This window comes from Collinsella sp. TF07-1 (assembly GCF_003437235.1).
Taxonomy (GTDB): domain Bacteria; phylum Actinomycetota; class Coriobacteriia; order Coriobacteriales; family Coriobacteriaceae; genus Collinsella.
Window position 1 is genome coordinate 24,249 of sequence record NZ_QSRV01000007.1, and the last position, 19,040, is coordinate 43,288.

18 protein-coding genes are annotated in these 19,040 nt (G+C 58.3%); 14 read left to right on the forward strand and 4 right to left on the reverse strand.

Annotated features, from left to right (window positions below):
* The first annotated feature begins 56 nt into the window (after positions 1 to 56).
* The 6 genes from DXC67_RS04120 to DXC67_RS04145 all read left to right on the forward strand — a co-directional run bounded on the left by DXC67_RS04120 (position 57) and on the right by DXC67_RS04145 (position 6,626).
* Positions 57 to 1,247 (forward strand): aldo/keto reductase, encoded by a 1,191-nt coding sequence (locus DXC67_RS04120; protein ID WP_117637464.1) that lies wholly within the window; start codon positions 57 to 59, stop codon positions 1,245 to 1,247.
* Positions 1,248 to 1,343: 96 nt separating this feature from the next.
* Positions 1,344 to 2,363 carry a Gfo/Idh/MocA family protein gene (locus tag DXC67_RS04125; RefSeq protein WP_233503158.1) on the forward strand — a complete coding sequence of 340 codons (1,020 nt, stop codon included), beginning with the start codon at positions 1,344 to 1,346 and terminating at the stop codon, positions 2,361 to 2,363.
* 144 nt (positions 2,364 to 2,507) lie between these two features.
* Positions 2,508 to 3,374 carry a deoxyribonuclease IV gene (locus DXC67_RS04130; RefSeq protein ID WP_117637465.1) on the forward strand — a complete coding sequence of 289 codons (867 nt, stop codon included), beginning with the start codon at positions 2,508 to 2,510 and terminating at the stop codon, positions 3,372 to 3,374.
* A gap of 147 nt (positions 3,375 to 3,521) precedes the next feature.
* Positions 3,522 to 4,382, forward strand: coding sequence for an ABC transporter substrate-binding protein (locus DXC67_RS04135; RefSeq protein ID WP_117637466.1), 861 nt, complete (start codon positions 3,522 to 3,524; stop codon positions 4,380 to 4,382).
* A gap of 117 nt (positions 4,383 to 4,499) precedes the next feature.
* Positions 4,500 to 5,861 carry an ABC transporter permease subunit gene (locus tag DXC67_RS04140; protein ID WP_233503153.1) on the forward strand — a complete coding sequence of 454 codons (1,362 nt, stop codon included), beginning with the start codon at positions 4,500 to 4,502 and terminating at the stop codon, positions 5,859 to 5,861.
* Positions 5,862 to 5,873: 12 nt separating this feature from the next.
* The gene (locus DXC67_RS04145) at positions 5,874 to 6,626 is read left to right on the forward strand and encodes an amino acid ABC transporter ATP-binding protein (RefSeq protein WP_117629740.1); all 753 of its coding nucleotides are present in this window, start codon (positions 5,874 to 5,876) and stop codon (positions 6,624 to 6,626) included.
* A gap of 117 nt (positions 6,627 to 6,743) precedes the next feature.
* On the opposite strand, the gene DXC67_RS04150 is transcribed toward DXC67_RS04145, so the two are convergent.
* Together DXC67_RS04150 and DXC67_RS04155 are read right to left on the reverse strand one after the other, a co-directional pair.
* Complete coding sequence (locus DXC67_RS04150) at positions 6,744 to 7,163, reverse strand: flavodoxin (protein ID WP_117637467.1); 420 nt, start codon at positions 7,161 to 7,163, stop codon at positions 6,744 to 6,746.
* A gap of 46 nt (positions 7,164 to 7,209) precedes the next feature.
* A complete protein-coding gene (locus DXC67_RS04155; protein ID WP_158551283.1) occupies positions 7,210 to 7,914 on the reverse strand; it encodes a DUF3793 family protein in 705 nt (234 codons plus the stop codon).
* 176 nt (positions 7,915 to 8,090) lie between these two features.
* On the opposite strand from DXC67_RS04155, the gene DXC67_RS04160 reads away from it, so the two are divergent.
* Positions 8,091 to 8,474: a heavy-metal-associated domain-containing protein gene (locus tag DXC67_RS04160; RefSeq protein ID WP_117637468.1), complete on the forward strand. Its 384-nt coding sequence runs from the start codon at positions 8,091 to 8,093 to the stop codon at positions 8,472 to 8,474.
* 26 nt (positions 8,475 to 8,500) lie between these two features.
* On the opposite strand, the gene DXC67_RS04165 is transcribed toward DXC67_RS04160, so the two are convergent.
* Positions 8,501 to 8,926: a YolD-like family protein gene (locus DXC67_RS04165; RefSeq protein WP_233503154.1), complete on the reverse strand. Its 426-nt coding sequence runs from the start codon at positions 8,924 to 8,926 to the stop codon at positions 8,501 to 8,503.
* The gene (locus tag DXC67_RS04170) at positions 8,919 to 10,424 is read right to left on the reverse strand and encodes a DNA repair protein (RefSeq protein ID WP_117637470.1); all 1,506 of its coding nucleotides are present in this window, start codon (positions 10,422 to 10,424) and stop codon (positions 8,919 to 8,921) included. The genes DXC67_RS04165 and DXC67_RS04170 overlap by 8 nt, the downstream gene beginning before the upstream one ends.
* Before the next feature lie 224 nt (positions 10,425 to 10,648).
* On the opposite strand from DXC67_RS04170, the gene DXC67_RS04175 reads away from it, so the two are divergent.
* The 7 genes from DXC67_RS04175 to DXC67_RS04205 all read left to right on the forward strand — a co-directional run bounded on the left by DXC67_RS04175 (position 10,649) and on the right by DXC67_RS04205 (position 19,039).
* Positions 10,649 to 11,173: an iron-containing alcohol dehydrogenase gene (locus tag DXC67_RS04175; protein WP_158551284.1), complete on the forward strand. Its 525-nt coding sequence runs from the start codon at positions 10,649 to 10,651 to the stop codon at positions 11,171 to 11,173.
* A 200-nt stretch (positions 11,174 to 11,373) separates the two neighbouring features.
* The gene (pgi, locus tag DXC67_RS04180; protein WP_117637472.1) at positions 11,374 to 13,068 is read left to right on the forward strand and encodes a glucose-6-phosphate isomerase; all 1,695 of its coding nucleotides are present in this window, start codon (positions 11,374 to 11,376) and stop codon (positions 13,066 to 13,068) included.
* A 236-nt stretch (positions 13,069 to 13,304) separates the two neighbouring features.
* Complete coding sequence (locus DXC67_RS04185) at positions 13,305 to 14,147, forward strand: Cof-type HAD-IIB family hydrolase (protein WP_199410602.1); 843 nt, start codon at positions 13,305 to 13,307, stop codon at positions 14,145 to 14,147.
* A gap of 63 nt (positions 14,148 to 14,210) precedes the next feature.
* Positions 14,211 to 14,870: an HAD family phosphatase gene (locus tag DXC67_RS04190; protein WP_255413347.1), complete on the forward strand. Its 660-nt coding sequence runs from the start codon at positions 14,211 to 14,213 to the stop codon at positions 14,868 to 14,870.
* Positions 14,871 to 15,020: 150 nt separating this feature from the next.
* The gene (locus tag DXC67_RS04195; protein ID WP_117629749.1) at positions 15,021 to 15,764 is read left to right on the forward strand and encodes a GntR family transcriptional regulator; all 744 of its coding nucleotides are present in this window, start codon (positions 15,021 to 15,023) and stop codon (positions 15,762 to 15,764) included.
* Positions 15,765 to 15,982: 218 nt separating this feature from the next.
* A complete protein-coding gene (locus tag DXC67_RS04200; protein WP_117629750.1) occupies positions 15,983 to 17,446 on the forward strand; it encodes a YfcC family protein in 1,464 nt (487 codons plus the stop codon).
* 9 nt (positions 17,447 to 17,455) lie between these two features.
* Positions 17,456 to 19,039 carry an amidohydrolase gene (locus DXC67_RS04205; protein ID WP_117637475.1) on the forward strand — a complete coding sequence of 528 codons (1,584 nt, stop codon included), beginning with the start codon at positions 17,456 to 17,458 and terminating at the stop codon, positions 19,037 to 19,039.
* Position 19,040 lies beyond the last annotated feature (1 nt).

Below are 19,040 nucleotides of genomic sequence, written 5' to 3' on the forward strand. Positions count from 1 at the left end.
GCCGCGTGACCATTGTGTTTCGCCTTGCCGGGGCGCTGATGGCGAAAGGAGGGGCCGTGCAATATCGCGTTGACCCCAAAAGTGGTAACCGAATATCCGCTCTGGGTCTGGGCTGCATGAGATTTCCCGGTGCGCCGGGACACCCCGATGCGAAGACAGCCGATGCCATCATTTCCCGTGCGGTGGAGCAGGGGATTAATTATCTGGATACCGCGTATCTCTATCCCGGTAACGAGGTGTGCGTGGGCGCCTCACTTGAGCGCCTGGGTCTGCGCGACCGCGTGTTGCTCGCGACTAAGTTGCCGCACGCTTCGTGCAAGTGCGCGGAGGATTTCGACCGGTTCTTCGACGAGCAACTGCGCCGCCTGCGGACCGACCATATCGACTATTACCTTATGCACAACATCACTTCGCCCGCCCAGTGGGAGCGCGTGGTGGCGTTGGGCATCGAAGACTGGATTGCGCACCAAAAGGCTGCGGGGCGTATTCGCCAGATAGGTTTTTCGTATCACGGCAGTGCGGCGGACTTCCTGACGATGCTCGACGCGTATGACTGGGATTTTTGCCAGATTCAGTACAACTACGCTGGAGAGCGCTACCAAGCGGGAACGGCGGGACTTATAGCAGCCGCCGAGTGCGGGCTCGCGGTGTTTGTGATGGAACCGCTTTTGGGCGGACGCCTGGCGGGCAAGCTGCCTCCGCGGGCCCGCGCCGTGCTCGATGACGTACGCGATCCGTACCTGAAGACGCCGGCTGCTTGGGGCCTTTCGTGGGTGTGGAACCATCCTCAAGTCACGATGCTGCTTTCGGGCATGACCGATACCGCGCAGGTGGACGAGAACGCGGTGCTGGCCGATCGGGCCCTGCCGGATTCGATGACAGCCGCTCAGCTCGATACCATCGCACGCGTGCTGGCGGAGTTTGAAAAATCGAATCGCGTGCCCTGCACGGGATGCGGCTACTGCATGCCATGTCCCAAGGGTATTAACATTCCCGGCTGCTTTGCCGCTTACAACGCGAGCTATGCGCACAGCTGGTTTACGGGGCTGTCGCAATACTTTACGGCGAGCGCGGTGCGCACGAGCGAGCCCAAGCTCGTGAGCAATTGCGTCAAGTGTGGCAAATGTGCGCGTCACTGCCCGCAACACATCGATATCCCCGAGCGTCTCGACGACGCGCGCCGACGTTTCCAGCCTGGCCCCGTAACGGCCGCGCTTAAAGTCCTCAGCAAAACTCGCTCCTCATGACCCTTTTATATCTTGTGATGGAATAGTTCCTGTTTGCGGCAGAATAGGGCGATAGCAGGAACTATTTCGTCGCAACTGAAGGGGGGGGGGGCTGTCGTGGGCCATCGGGATTCATGTGATGATTTGCGTGAGGTTCGTTGGGGCGTTTTGGGCGCTGGGCACATTTCGCATCGATTTGCATCGTCGCTCAAGAAGGTCGACGAGGCACGGCTGGTGGCTGCGGCCGGCCGCACTCCTGCACATGTCGAGGAATTTTGTCGAGCGTTTTCGATTGATGCCGCGCACAGTTATGCCACGGCTGACGATAGCGGCGATGCGGCTTATGATGCGTTGATTGCCGATCCCGATGTCGATGCAATCTACTTGGCTATTCCGCATGGCATGCATGCGCATTGGGCTTGTCGGGCACTGCGCGCGGGAAAGGCCGTGCTGTGCGAAAAGCCGGCCGTTTTGAATGAAGAAGAGGCCCATGCGATCGCCTCTGTTTCCCGTGAGTGCGGTGTGCCGTTTATGGAGGCGATGAAAAATCGGTTTTGTCCGATGCATACTCGCGTGAAGGGTTTGCTTGCGTCGGGCGAGCTCGGCTGTATCGTCTCGATCGAAAGCGTGCAAAAACTCGATTATGGTGAGTCCCCTTCGAGTTATCTGCTCGATCCGTTGCAGGGTGGCTGTCTATATGACATGGGCTGCTATGCGGTCGGGTGGTTTGAGGATCTGCTTGCGGGTGCGTGCGATGTTTCGTCTCGTGAAGTTCGCTGGCGTGACGTATTAGGCGGCCGCGTGGATTGGGCCGATGAGATCCATATGAGTGTCGGCGGTATACCCATTCATATGGTGTGCGACGGCAAAGCAGCATATGAAAGCCGCTTAATGATTGCTTGCGAACGGGGTTCGGTGGAAATCGAGCGCCTCCATCGCCCCGAGCTCGCCCATGTGAAGTACTCCGACGGACGAATGCTCGAAATTAATGCCCCGTTTGATGTCGATGATTTCTACGGCGAAATTCAGCATGCGACGCAGCTCGTCCAGACGGGAGAGCTTGAAAGCCCCGTTATGCCTCTTGCCGCCACGCAGCGCTGCGCGCAGATAATCGATGCGATTCGCTTGACGCTCTAGGCTGCGGTGCTGGTGCTCAAGGGGGCTCGGCGGACCTTGCCCCTGATGCCCCTTTTATATCTTGCGGTGGAATACGGTCTGTTTGCGCCAAAATAAGGCACCAATAGACCGTATTTCACCGCAACTGATGAGGGGGAGTTGGAGATGCTAACGATCGGGTGTCATCTTTCGACGACGAAGGGCTATCGGGCAATGGGGGAGACGGCGTTGTCCATTGGTGCCAATACCTTTGCGTTCTTTACGCGCAACCCGCGCGGTGGCAAGGCAAAAGACCTTGACATGGATGACGTGGCGGCTCTGCGCGAGCTTATGGCGCAAAACGACTTTGGACCGCTAGTGGCGCATGCCCCGTATACCTATAACCCCTGCTCCGCTAAGGAGCGGGCGCGGGAGTTTGCCTTGGAGGCTATGGCGGAAGATTTGCAGCGTCTGGAAGCACTGCCCGGCAACTACTACAACTTCCATCCCGGTGCGCATGTGGGACAGGGGGCAGACGCCGGCATTCAGATGATTGTCGACACGCTGTGCCAGGTGATGTTTGAGGGACAGCAGACGACGGTATTGCTTGAGACCATGGCGGGCAAGGGCACCGAGGTGGGCCGTAGCTTTGAAGAGCTGGCGCGCATTATCGAGGGCGTTGCCGCCAAGTGCCCGGAGCTGTCCGATAAGCTGGGCGTTTGTTTGGACACCTGCCATGTGAGCGATGCTGGCTACGACATCATCCATGACCTGGACGGCGTACTCGACGAGTTCGACCGCGTGGTGGGTATCGAGCGCTTGCGCGCCGTGCATATCAATGACTCCAAGAACCCCTGCGGCGCCCATAAGGATCGCCACGAGTGCATCGGCAAGGGCTACCTGGGTAGTGAAGAGTTTGGCGGCGGTATGCAGGTTATGCAGAATATTGTATCGAATAGCCGCTTGCGCGCATTGCCATTCATCTTGGAGACACCGAACGAACTTGCAGGTTATGCGGCTGAAATCAAACTGTTAAGGTCATTGCAGCAGTAATGACTGTTGCTAAGTGGAGTATTCCATTCACGTTATGGGTTTGTTTCAATCAGTTTTCTCATTGCAGATTCGTAATTCCGGGTGCATAATAGCCAACAGTTTTTGCAGACCTCTGAATCAAACGGGGTCACTGGAAGGAGACTGATTATGAAGCTCAAGAAGCTTGGCGCGTTTGCAGCCACGGGCGCCATGGCGCTCGCTCTTGCACTGACGGGCTGTGGTTCGTCCAACGCCACCTCTGGTTCCGATGCCGGTTCCAGCAGCTCTGACAACGCGAAGGTCGAGAAGGTCGACGGCTCCAAGGAGTATGCACTCGTCAAAGACGGTACGCTCACCGTCGGCACCTCTGCCGAGTACGCTCCGTTTGAGTACAAGGATGACAACGGCGATTATCAGGGCTTTGACCTTGAGCTCATCAAGGCTATCGGCGACAAGCTGGGCCTGGATGTCGAGTATGTCAACAATGACTTTGACACGCTGGTTCCGGGCGTCGCTTCGGGCGCCAAGTATGATGTTTCCATCGCGGCTATCACCGACACGCCCGAGCGTGAGAAGGAAGTCACTTTCTCTGATTCCTACTACATGGACGATCAGGCTATCGTGACCAAGGTCGATAACACCGACATCACGGCCGACAACTACAGCGAGAAGCTCAACAACGCCGACGCTACCATCATCGTCCAGTCTGGCTCGACCGCCGAGGCCTTTGCCCAGGAGAACTTCCCGAAGGCCAAGATCGTCCCCTACAAGGACGCTACCGAGTGCTTCAGCGCCCTGCAGTCCGATAAGGGCGACGCCGTAGTCACCAACCGCTCCGTTGCCAGCCAGCTGACCGCCGAGCAGTTCAACACCTGCCAGACCATCAAGCAGATCAGCACCGGCGAGGAGTACGCCATTGCCATCAACCAGGGCAACACCAAGCTCAAGGATGACATCAACCAGGCCATCAAGGACCTGACCGACGACGGTACCGTCGACGCCCTCATGGCTAAGTACAACATCAAGTAAAATAACTACTTGATTGCGCGCGGGCCCTTTCCGTTTTGCGGAGAGGGCCTTTGCGCTTCTCTTGACGGAGAGCGTTTCCGTCTCGTTTTGCCGGCAACTTCTACGATAGGAGCCACCTTGTCTCGACTGAACAAAGGGGCCGCTGAGCAGCGTTTTCCACTGCCCGTCCTGCTCCAAAAGCTAGCCTGCGTCATGGCCGTGGCGCTCGCGCTGGTGTGCGCGGGGGCATATGCGCCCACGACCGCCCAGGCGCTTGAGACCGCAAAGATTACCGCCCGACCCAACACCGGTTCGGGCAGCGATGTGGTCGGCGGCACCGAGACGCGCATTACCTGGGAAGTTCAGGCCGATGCCGACGAGGAGCTGAGCGGTCTTTCTTTGACGTTTGTCGACGGCACGACGTTTGGTACCGATGACACGCGATTGACGATGCTCTCGGGCGAGGACCTCATGGATCGTACGCCCATGAAACCCACGTGCAAGGCTGACGGCCAGACGCTCAAGATTGACTTTGGCGAGACGGCGCCTGCCGGCGGCTTTTTCCGTGTCGAGGTTTACGGCGTGACCTTCCCCGTCGAGGGCGGTGACGAGGCCTTTAGCGGCACCTACACTTTGGCCGATGGTTCGACCAAGAAGATCTCCAAGATTCCGTCGGTGGAGATCAAGGGCGTGACGGCATTCGATAACTTCCTGGCCGACCTTAAGGAGCAGCCGTGGGTCGAGGCATGGAATTCCAACATGTTCCTTCGCCTGTTCCTGAACCCGGTCATTTTGGTCCAGAGCCTGCCGATCGTCTTCAAAGGCTTCCTCATGTCGCTCTCGATCGTGCTCGTGGCGTTTCCGCTGGCAATTCCCTTCGGTTTCGCCCTGTCGCTCATGCGCATCTCCAAGTCGCGCATCCTGCGTTGCCTTGCCGGTATCTATGTGAATATCATTCGCGGTACGCCGGCGTTCCTGCAGATCTACATCGCGTTCTTTGGCCTGCCGCTGGCCGGCGTCAAGGTTGACGACTATGTGCTGGGCGTCATCGTCATGGCCATGAACTCGTCCGCCTACCTGTGCGAGATCTTCCGTGCCGGTATTCAGTCGATCCCCAAGGGCCAGAACGAGGCTGCGCGCTCGCTGGGCATGAACGCCTTCCAGACACTGCTCTACGTTATGATTCCGCAGACGTTCCGCAATGTCCTGCCAACGTTGACCAGTGAGTTCATCCTGCTTTACAAGGATACGTCGCTGCTCGCGGCCGTGGGCGTGGTCGAGATCGTCATGAACGCCCGCACCATCGTGGCCACGACGGGCTCTATTACACCGTACGTGGTTGCCGCCCTGTTCTATCTGGTCATCACCCTGCCGCTCGCTCGCTTGGTGAGCGGCCTTGAGGCGAGGCTTTTGGGCACGGCCGAAACTAAGAAGAAGCGTCCCGCCAAGAGCGCCGGACAGGTCGTCGCGACGCCCGCCGATCACATCGCCGGTCTGTAAGGAGGTCCTATCATGAGCGAAACCAATAACTCGAACGAGGTCGTCGTCAGCATCAAGAACCTCCAGAAGGCCTTTGGCGATAACGTGGTCCTGCGCGATATCGATCTGGATGTGCACAAGGGCGAGGTTGTCGTAGTTCTGGGTCCCTCGGGCTCGGGTAAGTCGACGATGCTTCGCTGCATCAACCGTCTTGAGCATCCCACGAGTGGCTCGATTGTCGTTGAGGGTGTGGACGTGTGCGCCAAGGGCGTCGATCTTAACAAGGTGCGCACGCATCTGGGTATGGTGTTCCAGCAGTTCAATTTGTTCCCGCACCTCTCAGTCAAAAAGAACGTCATGCTCGCGCAGCAGAAGGTGCTCAAGCGCAGCAAGGAAGAGGCCGAGAAAATCGCTATCGAGGAGCTGACCAAGGTCGGTCTTGCCGAGCGCATCGACTTTATGCCGAGCCAGCTCTCGGGTGGCCAGCAGCAGCGCGTTGCCATCGCCCGCGCCCTGTCGATGAACCCTCACGTCATGCTCTTTGACGAGGCCACGTCGGCGCTCGACCCCGAGCTGGTTCGCGACGTTCTTGGCGTTATGCGCGATCTTGCACGTGACGGTATGACCATGATCGTCGTGACGCATGAGATGGGCTTTGCCCGCGACGTCGCCGACCGCGTCGTCTTTATGGACGGCGGCGTTATCGTGGAAGAGGGTACGCCGAGCGAGGTCTTCGACCACCCCAAGAGCGAGCGCACCAAGGCGTTCTTGGGAAATATCTCGTAGCCGCTTTATATGACTGACATAACAGAAAACGGGAGCCGGATGTGATCCGGCTCCCGTTTTTGTTGGGATGCGAATGTGTTTTGGTGCAGAGCTCGTTATGGGCGGAGCTCATTGCCGCTAGGCGAGCTCGGCTCCAAGGGCGCGGCAGGCCGCCTCGCCCTCATCGTCGGGAGCGTCGTAGCAGATGACGGAATCGACGACGTTGACGCCCGCCTCGTCGGCGTCGGCCTTCCAGTTGTCCATCCACTCGCCCTCGGCCCACGAATAGGAGCCAAAGAGGACGACCTTCTTGTCGCCGAGAACCTCCTTGACCTCGTCCCACATCGGCTGGAACTCATCGTACTCGAGTTCCTCGGAGCCCATGGCGGGGCAGCCGAAGGCGAAGGCGTCGTAGTCGGCGGCCCTGTCGGCAGAGAAGTCGGCGCAGGGGATGACCTCAGTCTCGGCACCCGCGGACGTGGCGCCTTCGGCGACGAGGTTTGCCATGGCCTCGGTATTGCCCGTGCCACTCCAATAGACGACGGCGATCTTGCTCATATGTTTTCCTTTCGGTTGTGCGGCGTGCGGCCGCGTTTTGTATGCTCTATCGGGTTGCCTGGACAAGTTGTCCCAGGGTGCAGCCCTGTTGATAGATGTACGTAAGGTATTGCGTGCATGCGCGATAGGAATCGAAGGTCGTGAGCGCCTGCTCAACGTTTGTGTATACCTTCCATGCGCCAAAGACCTTATAGTTTTCGCCGTGCTGGACGATAAACTGATGGACATCTTCGTAGGGATAGCCCAAAAAATAGCCAATTTCGTGGGGGAACTCGCACATGCACCCCGTATCGCAGTGCCTATTTCGCGCGAGTGCGCAGACGCTGCTGTCATAGGCGCTTTCTGCGGCATTGCTGCTTGCCAGCGTGATGCGCGCGGCGAGATGCACCAGGGATGCGGGCAGGTTGTGGACATCGTAACCTTCGGCGGTAAGCGCCGTCGTGGCGCGGGGGTCGGAGAGGTATCGCATGAGGTCCGCAGGGCGGTACACATAGATGAGCGCTCCGCAGGGGCGCCAGACCAAAACGCTCATATGGATCCCGAGTGGCTGGAGCTCGCGGTTGCATTGGGCAATGACCGCGAGCAGGCGAGAGCGTCGCTCTTCGATATGGGCGGCGCCGGGTTTTCCGCCTTGGTTGGCGTAAACGCCGGGATAGGTAAAGAGCGAGGCCGGCTTGATACCTGCGAGCGTAGGGGAGCAGTTGCGCACGACAGCCGTTTGGTATGTTGGGATGTCAATGGTTCGAGTCACGATGCTCCTTTCGGGTCCTCAGTTGTTAGCCTAGGAAAACTTATACACGAAAGTAAGCCAAGGTCAACAAAAAAGTTTGAAGCGGGAAACTAATTGACCGAACCGACACGAGTTTGGAGTAAGATGGGAACACCCCATGGGGGTATAGGTATAAGAGTTTGGAGAAAGGGGATCGCATGGAAGACTTGCTAAACCCTGCAAATATCATCGTGCTTGCCGCGATTGTCGTCGGCATGTTCTTTGGCCTGCGGCGTATTGTCGCTTCGACACACGGAAAGAGCTGCTGCAGCGATGGCACGAGCGGTAAGAAGGCCAAGAAGGTAGTGGTTGCGGATACCGATCCGTCCCACTACCCCTATAGCGATGAGCTGCTCATCGGCGGCATGAGCTGCGATGGCTGCGCTCAGAATGTGGCCAATGCCCTCAATGCGCTGAATGGTGTGTGGGCAACGGTAACGTACGCGGACCACACGGCGCGCGTGCGCTCCAAGCGGCCAATCGATCGCGGTGCTCTCGTGGCGGCCGTGAAGGATGCGGGTTACTACGTCATGACGCTGTAAGCGCCGCCTTGGATGCACTTCCTTGTCTAGGCTCGTCCGCGCAGTTCGATGTCAAGAATGTCATCGAAATCGATGGCGATGTCTTTGAGCTTGAGGAGCTTGAAGGCAGGGAGTACCTCGTCGAGGATGCCGGTGCGGGAGCGATAGCCGTACGTATCGTAATAGGTGACGCGGACTAGGTCGCCACGTTTGAGGCCCTCGAGCTTTTTCGAAAGCTCGAGGGCTTTTTCTTCCGTGAGTTCACATTTTGGTTCGGCGGTGATTTCCTGCTTGCGCACGAGTTCGTAATATCCCGTGAGGGCGGCAAAGGGCATAAACTGCGCGGCACGGCCGGCACGGACGGCGCCGTTAGCGGTGAGCTTGGGGTCGGCGGAGCGACGTCTTCCCTCGGGGTCCGCTAGGCGTTCAAAAGGTGTCGGTGGCCGCATCGGCTGCTGTTGGGGCTTAGGCACGGTGCCCTCCTACCTGATCGTTGCGTTCGCGTGCGGTGGCACCGGCGGTAAAGCTCAGTCCCTTAACCAGCGCGTTCTTGCCGTATTTGCCTTTTACAGCCAGCACGGCACGGGCCAGCTCGCGCTCGCGCTCATCGGCCTCGACATCGCTAAATAGATCGATGGTGGCAAACTCCTCCGGCATGAGGTTGCCAAATCCCAGGTTGATGCGCTTGACTGGTCGTTTGGGATCGACGGTCTGCGCCCAGAGCTCATCGAAATAGCCCATGATCTTCTTAAACGAATTGGTGCGCTCGGGCAGCTTGCGCGAGGCGTTGGAGTGCGCTAAGAGTGCGGCATAGCCACCGCGCGGTTTGCCGCCATGCTCTCCCACAAAGATGCCATCGATAGCCTGCGCCTCCCGCACCAGGCGGCGCCGTTCGTCATCGCGCTGGACGGGCTTGGGCGCACGGGGCGCGAGCTCAGGGCCGGCGGTCGTTGCGGGCTCGATGCCCGAGGTGCTCGAGCGCAGGTGTCCGCAGCCGTCTATATACTGCGCCGTGCCGCTGGCGTCGAGGCGGCGTATGTCAGCTCGTTCGCTCGCATAACCCACAAAGAGCGAGATGCTGTCGCAGACCACGTGCTTATCGACTAGGTCCAACACGGCGTTGTCGACCATCTCGCGCAAGACGGTGTAGGCCTGCTCATAGGCATAGCCCTTCGAGAGCACCTGCCCTGTGGTGGTCGAGGTCGCTTGCGGGCGATAAGCTTGGATATCGGCGATGGTTGTCGGCTCACGCCCGAAGGCGTGGTCGATAAGATATTCGGCATTGACGCCGAGTTCGTCGTAGAGCAGGTTCTCGTCGAGCGCTGCGACCCCCATCAGGTCGTAGACACCGTATTTCTCGAGACGGGCCGCCACGCCGGGGCCGATGCCCCAGATGTCGGTGATGGGGCGATGGGGCCAGATCTCCTTGCGAAAGGTCTCGTCGTCGAGTGTGCCGATGCGACTGGGCACATGCTTGGCAGTGATGTCGAGTGCTACCTTGGCCTGGAATAGGTTGGGGCCGATGCCGACCGTCGCCGTGATGCCGGTGCGCGCGAGGACCTCGTCGCGCAACATGCAGGCGAAGCCTTCCGCATCGGTGTGATAGAGGTCCAGATATGGCGTCACGTCGATAAAGCACTCGTCAATTGAGTAGACGTGAATGTCTTGCGGACTGACGTATTCCAGGTAGATACCGTAGATCCGCGCCGACACCTCCATGTAGTGCTGCATGCGCGGTACGGCCTTAATGTAGTCGATGCCATCGGGTATTTCGAACAGGCGACAGCGGTTGTGAATCCCTAGGTCCTTCATAGCCTGCGTGATAGCGAGACAGATAGTCGTGCGTCCGCGCGATTCGTCGGCAACGACCAGGTTGGTGGTGAGCGGATCGAGCCCACGATCGACGCACTCGACGCTGGCATAAAACGTCTTGAGGTCGATGCAGATGTAGGTGTGCTGCTCGTGCGCCATCCGAGCCCTCCCATCAAACACATGTTCTTATCGAATACCTGTTCGATAATACCTGCTCGACCGGACACCGTCAAAATCTGTCCCTTTTTGGCAGGTATGGTCGTGCGGTTGCATCGGGTTTTTAACGCAGCCCTAAAGAGCGCGAAACAGCTCGGAAAAGCTCGCTTCGTAGCATGAGGCTAACGATTGATGCCACCATAAAGCACGGAAGGGTTGTGGGGATAATGGTTAACTATGGGTTTGGTATGCCGACGCGCTTGGTTGCGGATGGGGACGTGGCTCGCTGGTGCGGGCGATTGGTTGCCCACTATGGCGGCACCAAGACACTGGTCGTGCTGGGAGGCGACAAGCACACGCGTGATGAGCTCGTTTCGGCGGCGCTGGGCTCGCTCGATCGCGCCCTGCTCGAACGCGTGCTCTTTCGTTGCGGCTTGGTCGGGGGCGACGGGGGAGACGATTTGGTCGATGAGGCCGTAGCCCTGGCGACCGATGAGGGCGTGGACTTTGTCCTGGCGATCGGCGATGCCGATACGGCGGGCTTTGCGCGCGAACTCGCTCGTCGCATGGCCGTGCTCGATGCCGGCGAGGACGGCTTTGTTCCCTACGGATGCATCGTCTCCGAGGGAAAAGTGCCCGCCGTTGTGGGTGCCGGCGAGGTTCCCGTTTTCGCCATCATCGCTCCCGAACTGCTGGAGGGTATCGGCTCGCCCTTGCGCGAGCTGCTCGGCAGTGTGTGCGCCGCGGCCTAATATTTACCATAAAGGGATAGGTTATTTTTGGTTGGTAAAGCGTTTGACCTGCCAAAATAAACCTGTCCCTTTTTGGTCGGTTGCCGTTGGGGGGGCGGATTGGCAACGCTCGCTGATTGTAGTCTTGACCTGCGCTAGAATAGGACTATCTGATTATCCGGGCGCATGGAGGCTTGCGCCCGTATGCTGAGGAGGACTTTATGGCAACTGTTGCCGCACCTATCGACGCTACGTCGACCGCCGCTTGGAAGGCGCTCGAGGCTCATCAGGAGAAGCTCGAGGCCGAGGGTATCGACCTCAAGGCCTGGTTCGCCGCTGACGCCGACCGCGTGAACAAGCTGAGCTTTGACGCCGGCGACCTTCACTTCGATCTGTCCAAGAACCTGGTGACCGATGAGACCGTCAAGCTGCTGTGCGATCTTGCCCGCGAGGTGAAGCTCGAGGAGCGCCGCGACGCCATGTTCTCCGGCGAGCACATCAACACCACCGAGGACCGCGCCGTCCTGCACACCGCGCTGCGCCGTCCGGCAAGCGAGAAAGGCCAGCTTATCGTCGACGGCCAGGATGTCGTCGCCGACGTGCACGAGGTCCTCGATCGCATGTATGCCTTCGCCGAGCGCGTGCGCTCCGGTGAGTGGAAGGGCGTTACCGGCAAGAAGATTGAGCACCTGGTGTCCATCGGCATCGGCGGCTCCGATCTGGGCCCGGTCATGGCTTACGAGGCCCTGCGTCCCTATGCCGACGCCGGTATCGACTGCCGCTATATCTCCAACATCGACCCCAACGACCAGGCCGAGAAGCTCAAGGGTTTGGATCCCGAGACCACGCTCGTGATCATCGTCTCTAAGACCTTCACCACGCTCGAGACCCTCACCAACGCCCGCGAGGTCAAGACCTGGATGCTCGAGCAGCTCAAGGCTCAGGGCGCCATCGATGGCTCCGATGAGCAGAACGCCGAGGCTGTGGCAAAGCACTTCGTCGCCGTTTCCACCGCACTCGAGAAGGTCGAGGCTTTCGGTATCGACCCGGCTAACGCCTTTGGTTTCTGGAACTGGGTCGGCGGCCGCTACTCCGTCGACTCCGCCGTGGGCCTGTCGCTGATCGTCGTGCTCGGCCCCGAGCGTTTCCAGCAGTTCCTTGAGGGCTTCCACGCCATCGACGAGTACTTCTGCAACACGCCGCTCGAGAACAATGCCGTCGCGCTGATGGGTTTGTTCAACGTCTGGTACGTCAACTTCTTCGGTTCCAAGAGCCACGCCGTGCTTCCGTACTGCCAGTATCTGCACCGTTTCCCGGCCTACCTGCAGCAGCTCACCATGGAGTCCAACGGCAAGCATGTCCGCTGGGACGGCAGCGCTGTGACCTCCGATACCGGCGAGATCTTCTGGGGCGAGCCCGGCACCAACGGTCAGCACGCCTTCTACCAGCTGCTGCACCAGGGCACCGTGGTGGTCCCGGCCGATTTCATCGCCTTTGCCAATACCGCCAACCCTGCGACCGACAGCGGTCAGGACGTGCACGAGCTGTTCCTGGGCAACTTCCTGGCCCAGACCAAGGCGCTCGCCTTTGGTAAGACGGCCGATGAGGTGCGTGCCGAGGGCACGCCCGAGCAGATCGTCCCGGCCCGCTGCTTTGAGGGCAACCGTCCGACGACCTCGATTTTTGGCGACACGCTGACCCCGTTCGCGCTTGGTGAGCTCATCGCCCTGTACGAGCACATCACGTTTGTCGAGGGCACGGTCTGGGGCATCGACTCCTACGACCAGTGGGGCGTCGAGCTGGGCAAGCAGCTTGCCAAGCAGATCACCCCGGCCTTCCACGACGACGCCGCCAAGGCCGAGCAGGACGCTTCGACTCAGGCGCTCATCGAGTTCTACCGCGCTCATCGTAAGTAGGATTCGCTGCGATAAGTAACGCATAGTAGACAAGGGCCCGTATCCGTTGGGATGCGGGCCCTTTGCTATTTGGATAGGATGGAATGTATCGGGAGGCGCCTCGACGGGCATCGCAATCGTCGAAGGCGCGCCGTTCATGTTTGGGACAATATGACATTTTCCCGTTGCAAACAGCGCCGCCGTGGGTGTTCTGTATGATGACTCAGACAAGGTTGTTCAATGACAGGGAGACATATATGGCAATCAAAGCCATCGCAATGGATATCGACGGTACGCTCACCAACGACCAAAAGGTCATCAGCCCGCGTACGCGCGAGAAACTGCTCGCGGCGCAGGAGTCGGGCATTAAGCTCGTCTTGGCTTCGGGCCGTCCCGCATGGGGGCTGCACGCCTTGGCGCAGGAGCTCGACCTTCAAAACCATGACGGTCTGCTAGTTGCCTTTAATGGCGCGCACGTGGTCGACGCTCAGACCGATGAGGTCCTTTTTGACCAGGCCATGCCGGCTGACGAACTGCACCGTCTGATTGATCATCTGCGCAATTTCGACGTGATTCCCATGATCTCGCTCGGTCGGGACCTGCACGTCGTTGACTCGTATCGCTGCATGATCACACTGCCGGACGGTTCGCAGAAGAATATCGTCAAGTATGAGCGCGATGCGTGCGACCTTAAGATCCGTGAGGTCGAGAGCTTGCATGAGGTCGTGGACGCTTGTCCCGTGGACAAGCTGCTGACGGCGGGCGATCCAGCCTACCTGCAGGCGCATTACGAGGAGATGTATGCGCCCTTTAAGCAGACGCTTTCGGGCATGTTTACGGCCGACTGGTATTTTGAGTACACGGCGCCCGGTATCGACAAGGCCCGCGCACTGGAGGGTGCCCTGCCCAAGCTCGGCATCGATGCCAGCGAGGTCGTTTCGTTTGGTGACGGCCAGAATGACAAGTCCATGATTGAGTGGGCGGGTACCGGTGTTGCCATGGGTAACGCCGTCGACGAGGTCAAGGCTGTGGCCCAGATGGTGACCGCCAATAACAACGAAGACGGTATCGCGGTGACGCTGGATAAGCTGCTGGGCTAGAATCGCCAATAATGCATAGTTCGGGCGCCTGCTTACAGGCGCCCTTTTGTTAGGGAGGGTGCCGTGTCCGCATTTCCGTTCGACGCCGTTATCTTTGACATGGACGGCGTCATTGTCGATACCGAGTATTACTACCTGGGCGAGACTGCCGCGTTTGCCAAGGAGCTTGGGCTTAACCTAACCCAAGAGGAGCTGAACGGGCAGGTCGGTACCTCGCATCAGTTCTTTCTCCGCATGCTGGTCGATTGGTTTGAGCGTGCCGGTAAGGGGCATTTTACTGGCGAGGAAGCGTTGGCCCGTTGGGATGAGTGGGCGCATAAACGTCCGCGCGACTATCAGACTTTGATTAACCCAGGCGCCGTGGATACGATTCGAGAGCTGCCGCGCCGCGGCGTTCGCGTGGCGCTTGCTAGCTCGTCGCCCATGGATAGCATCGAGGAAGTACTCAATGCGTGCGGGCTGTCGGATGCCTTTGAGTATGTGGTGAGCGGCGAGCAGTTTAAGGAGAGCAAGCCCGAGCCCGACATCTACCTGCATGCGCTTGACCTACTGGGGCTGCCCGCGAATCGCTGCTGCTGCGTTGAGGATTCGGTGCCTGGCATCACCGCTGGCAAGCGAGCCGGCCTGACGGTCGTTGCCAAGCGCGAGGAACGCTTTGGCTTTAGCCAAGATGCCGCGGATAAGATTATCGATCAGCTGCCGGAGCTGCTCACGCTTTCTTAGGAGCGCGGTAGTTGCGCGTTTTTCGGGTCTGATGAGTAAATAGCCAACATTTTGGTGCGACACCTAGCATACTTTAAGCTAATGCGGGCTTAAGGGCTTGTTGAATGCCCTTAAGCCCGTTTTAGAATTAATTGTGCTGGGAGAGGGTATATGCCACCGACTGAAGGGCCGACTGACGGTAAAGCAGCGATACCGCTGTACCAACAGGTCATTGATATCATTAAAAACGAAATCAACTCCGGCGCCTACAAGGCAGGCGCGCGGATACCCAACGAATTCGAATTGGCTGAGAGCTATAAAGTTGGCCGCGTTACCGTGCGACGCGCTATTGAGGAGCTCGTCCAGCAGGGCTATCTAACGAAGCGACAGGGGAAAGGCACGTTTGTCAATGCCCCCAAGCTCAAGCGCAAGATTCGCCAGAAGGATGACGTTCAGAGTTTTTCGGACGCATGCCGCGTTAACGGAATGGAACCGGGGGCGTGTGTCATTTCGAGAAAGATACTGCCGGCGGATTCCACCGAAGCACAGTTCTTTGGTGTTCCCGTTGGAACTGACTTGATTTGCGTTGAGCGCGTGCGCACTGCCGATGGCGTCCCTGTCATGCTCGAGAACAACATATATGTTTACGAGGACAACGCCTATCTATCAACGGCACCTCTATCTAACCAATCCATTTTTGAGTTCGTGCGCAACCGGACGGGCCGCACGCCCGCGTTTACCGACCCGTGCACGCTCGAGATCGCCTGCGCGTCGCCCGAGGTCGCTCGACTGTTGGCAGTTCCCGTTGGCGAACCCTTGTTTTATATGGAAGCCTTCTTTTTCGATGAGCAGCGGCGGCCGTTTATCATCGGTCGTCAGCGAATCGTTGGGTCTCGCTACGTTTTTGACATCTAGGACATTGCGAATGGAAGCGCCCGGTGGATCATCTCACCGGGCGTTTCCATACCGTTCACGGCGCAAACGCAACCGTTCAACCGCGTTGCGGCAATCAGTTTGAAATTATCTTGATGAAGGAAAAAGCTGCTGGTAATCTATAGAACGTCATAGAACGTTTGCCTTGTGCAAACGTTGAAGCGAGATGCGATGCAGTCTCGAGTTCTTTGGAGGTATCTATGTCAGATACGAAGGCGAAGAAGACAAACAGACGTTTTAAGTTCAAATTACCGCATGTCTATACGATCATGTTCTTGCTGATCGTTGTCTTTGCGGTCCTGACTTGGATCGTTCCCTCTGGTCAGTATCAGCGCAAGACGATTTCGACAGCGGCGGGCGAGCGTGAAGTCGCCGTTGCCGGAACCTATGAACAGGTCGATAAGAACTACACCGATTCCGAGACCGGTGAGACCATCAATCTGGGCCAGGATATCTTCGCGGTCCTGCAAGCGCCCACCAAGGGTATCCAAGAGGCTGCCGACGTCGTTGCGTTCGTCTTATTGATTGGCGGATCGTTCGCAATCATCACCAAGACCAACGCTTTGAATGCCGGCATGAGCCGTGTGATTAAAAAGCTCAAGAACAAGGACATCCTCATCATTCCCATCACGATGACGTTGCTGTCCATTTGCGGCACTACGTTTGGTATGTCTGAGGAAGCCCTGCCGTTCTATGCCATCTTCATTCCCATCATGATGGGTATCGGTTATGACTCGATGACGGCATTCATCATCTGCTTCCTTGGCCCTAACCTGGGATATTGTGCCTCGACCATCGACCCGTTTAATGTTTTGATCGCCCAAGGCATCATTGGCATCGAGGGCAATCCGCAACTGTGGCTGCGCGCCGTTTCTTGGGTCATCTTCACTGCCGTCGGTATCGCATGGGCCATGCGCTACGCCATGCGCGTCAAGAAAAACCCCGAGTCGTCCATTACGTATGAGGACGATAAGCTCAAGCGTATCGAGTTTTCCGTGACCGATGCCTCCATTGAGGAAGAGTTCACTATCCGTCAGAAGCTCGTGCTTATCGATTTTGCTTGCGGTATGGGCATTATCGTCTGGGGTCTTGTTACCCAGGGCTGGTACATGAATGAGATTTCCGCCGTGTTCCTTGGCATGGGCTTGCTTGCCGGTATCCTGGGCGGTCTTGACCAGCAGACGATCGCTGAGGAGTTCGTTAAGGGTCTCGCCGACTTTGCGTACGCTGCCATCGTTATCGGTATCGCTCGCGGTATTCTGGTCATCGCCGAGGGCGGCATGATCATCGACACCATCCTCCAGGCGCTCGCTACTGCGCTCGCCGGTGCACCCGCCGCCGTCTACACCACGTTTATGTATATCGTCCTTGGCCTGCTCTCTTTGCTGGTTCCCTCGAGTTCTGGCCTGGCGGCGCTCACCATGCCTGTTATGGGCCCCCTGACCGAGCTTATGGGCCTCAATCCCGAGGCAGCCGTTACCGCGCTCCAGTTTGCTAATCAGACCATCAACACCATCAGTCCCGTGGCGGGCATGACGGTCGCTGGCCTTGCCGTGGCTAAGATTTCGTTTGGCCAATGGTGGAAGACCATTTGGAAGTTCTTCATTTTCATGGTCGTCTTTGGCCTGATCGTAACGGCAATCTCTGGCATGCTTCCGATGTAGGTGGTTGTGATGTCTGATCGTTTGACGGTCCTGACGTCTAAGAGCGTCTTTACTGGTACGGGGGACCTGCCGTTTGAAGGTTTCGTAGCGGTCCGTGGCAATCGAATTGAGGCTGTTGGCGCCAAGTGTGAGGTAGCTTCGTATTTGACCCAAGCGGACGAGGTAGTTGACCTGGGCGACCGCACCGTCATGCCTGGCCTGATCGATGTGCATACCTTCTATACGGGCTGGGCGCTGCGGACGTTGGGGTCTGATCTATCCGGCGTCGCCGATGCCAAAGAGGCCGTGTCGCTCTTGCGTGCATGGAAAGATGATCATCCGGATTGTGCGGCGGCTTTTGGCCACAACATGCCCGAAACGTTGGCATCGGATGCCGAGAACGCAAATACGGCAGCTGTGTTTGACGATTGTTTTGGCGATATCCCTGTCGTCTGCTTTACACCGGGTGCGGAGACCTGCGTTCTCAATGCTGCCGCCAGTGCGCGATACGGCTTTACACCCCAGGCGTGCTATGCCGAGAAGATCTGGCGCATGATGAGCGATTTCCTCGCGCTACCCGAGGTGCGCGCCGGGTATTCGGACTACATGAGCATGCTTAACGAGCGCGGCGTTACCGCCATCAAGGAGATGGCGTTTGATGACTACTACGGCTTTGCCGACGAAATGGCTCGCCGTGAGGAATCTGGTGAGCTGACGGTTCGTGTCTCTATGATGTCGCAGCCGGTGGGTGCCGGTGCAAATCTGGCATATGCCCGCGAGGCGCGAGAGCGCTTCCGGGGACCGTTCGTTCGTTTTTCTGGCTTCAACCGTATGACCGATCGCGGCGTATGGGCGGGGCTTGCCGAGATGATAGACCCCTATGAGGACACGGCCGATGCGGGAGCTGCCGGCAAGACGGTTGTCGAAGAGCCCGAGTGGGATCTGATTGAGAACGAGCTGCGTGCAATTGATGCTGACGGCTTCCGATATTCCTTGCATTGCCAGGGCGATGGCGCCGTTCGCCGCACCGTGGCGCTCTATGCCTCGCTGCCTCGAGACGAGCATGGACGGATGCTTCGCCGCCATGCGATTACCGATCTCGAGAACTCTGACCCGACCGATCTTGTCGAGTTTGGCAAGTTAGGTGGAATTTGCGAGGTCTATCCGCAGATTTTGACGCTAGACAGGCGCGAGGACTGCCTGTCGATGATGCGTCGACAAATTGGCGAGACGCGACTTTTGCATAGCTGGAATCGCCGCAGCATGGAAGATTCCGGATGCACAGTGTGCTGTGGCACGGATTTACCGCTGTTGATTCCGAGCTTGGGCGAGTCAATCTACAGTGCGTGCGGCGGATACTTCGACGACGGACTGCCCGTGAATGAGGTCAACGCGCTGACGCTTGTCGAGCTCTTGCGCGCTTGGACTGCCGGGGGCGCGTACGACCTGATGCGCGAAGACGAACTGGGTACGCTTGAGGTCGGCAAGCTTGCCGATATCTGCGTGCTCGATCGGGATGTGTTCGACCTCGATTATCGCGACGCACGCGATCTTTCGGTTGATATGACGATGTCGGACGGACAAATCGTGTTCGATCGAAATAAGGAGGCATAAG

Bases quoted from the DNA above. Each gene is read 5' to 3' on its own strand.
- DXC67_RS04130 (WP_117637465.1), top strand. From the start codon at position 2,508: ATGCTAACGATCGGGTGTCATCTTTCGACGACGAAGGGCTATCGGGCA.
- DXC67_RS04135 (WP_117637466.1), top strand. From the start codon at position 3,522: ATGAAGCTCAAGAAGCTTGGCGCGTTTGCAGCCACGGGCGCCATGGCG.
- DXC67_RS04145 (WP_117629740.1), top strand. From the start codon at position 5,874: ATGAGCGAAACCAATAACTCGAACGAGGTCGTCGTCAGCATCAAGAAC.
- DXC67_RS04150 (WP_117637467.1), bottom strand. From the start codon at position 7,163: ATGAGCAAGATCGCCGTCGTCTATTGGAGTGGCACGGGCAATACCGAG.
- DXC67_RS04160 (WP_117637468.1), top strand. From the start codon at position 8,091: ATGGAAGACTTGCTAAACCCTGCAAATATCATCGTGCTTGCCGCGATT.
- DXC67_RS04170 (WP_117637470.1), bottom strand. From the start codon at position 10,424: ATGGCGCACGAGCAGCACACCTACATCTGCATCGACCTCAAGACGTTT.
- DXC67_RS04175 (WP_158551284.1), top strand. From the start codon at position 10,649: ATGGTTAACTATGGGTTTGGTATGCCGACGCGCTTGGTTGCGGATGGG.
- pgi (WP_117637472.1), top strand. From the start codon at position 11,374: ATGGCAACTGTTGCCGCACCTATCGACGCTACGTCGACCGCCGCTTGG.
- DXC67_RS04185 (WP_199410602.1), top strand. From the start codon at position 13,305: ATGGCAATCAAAGCCATCGCAATGGATATCGACGGTACGCTCACCAAC.
- DXC67_RS04195 (WP_117629749.1), top strand. From the start codon at position 15,021: ATGCCACCGACTGAAGGGCCGACTGACGGTAAAGCAGCGATACCGCTG.
- DXC67_RS04200 (WP_117629750.1), top strand. From the start codon at position 15,983: ATGTCAGATACGAAGGCGAAGAAGACAAACAGACGTTTTAAGTTCAAA.
- DXC67_RS04205 (WP_117637475.1), top strand. From the start codon at position 17,456: ATGTCTGATCGTTTGACGGTCCTGACGTCTAAGAGCGTCTTTACTGGT.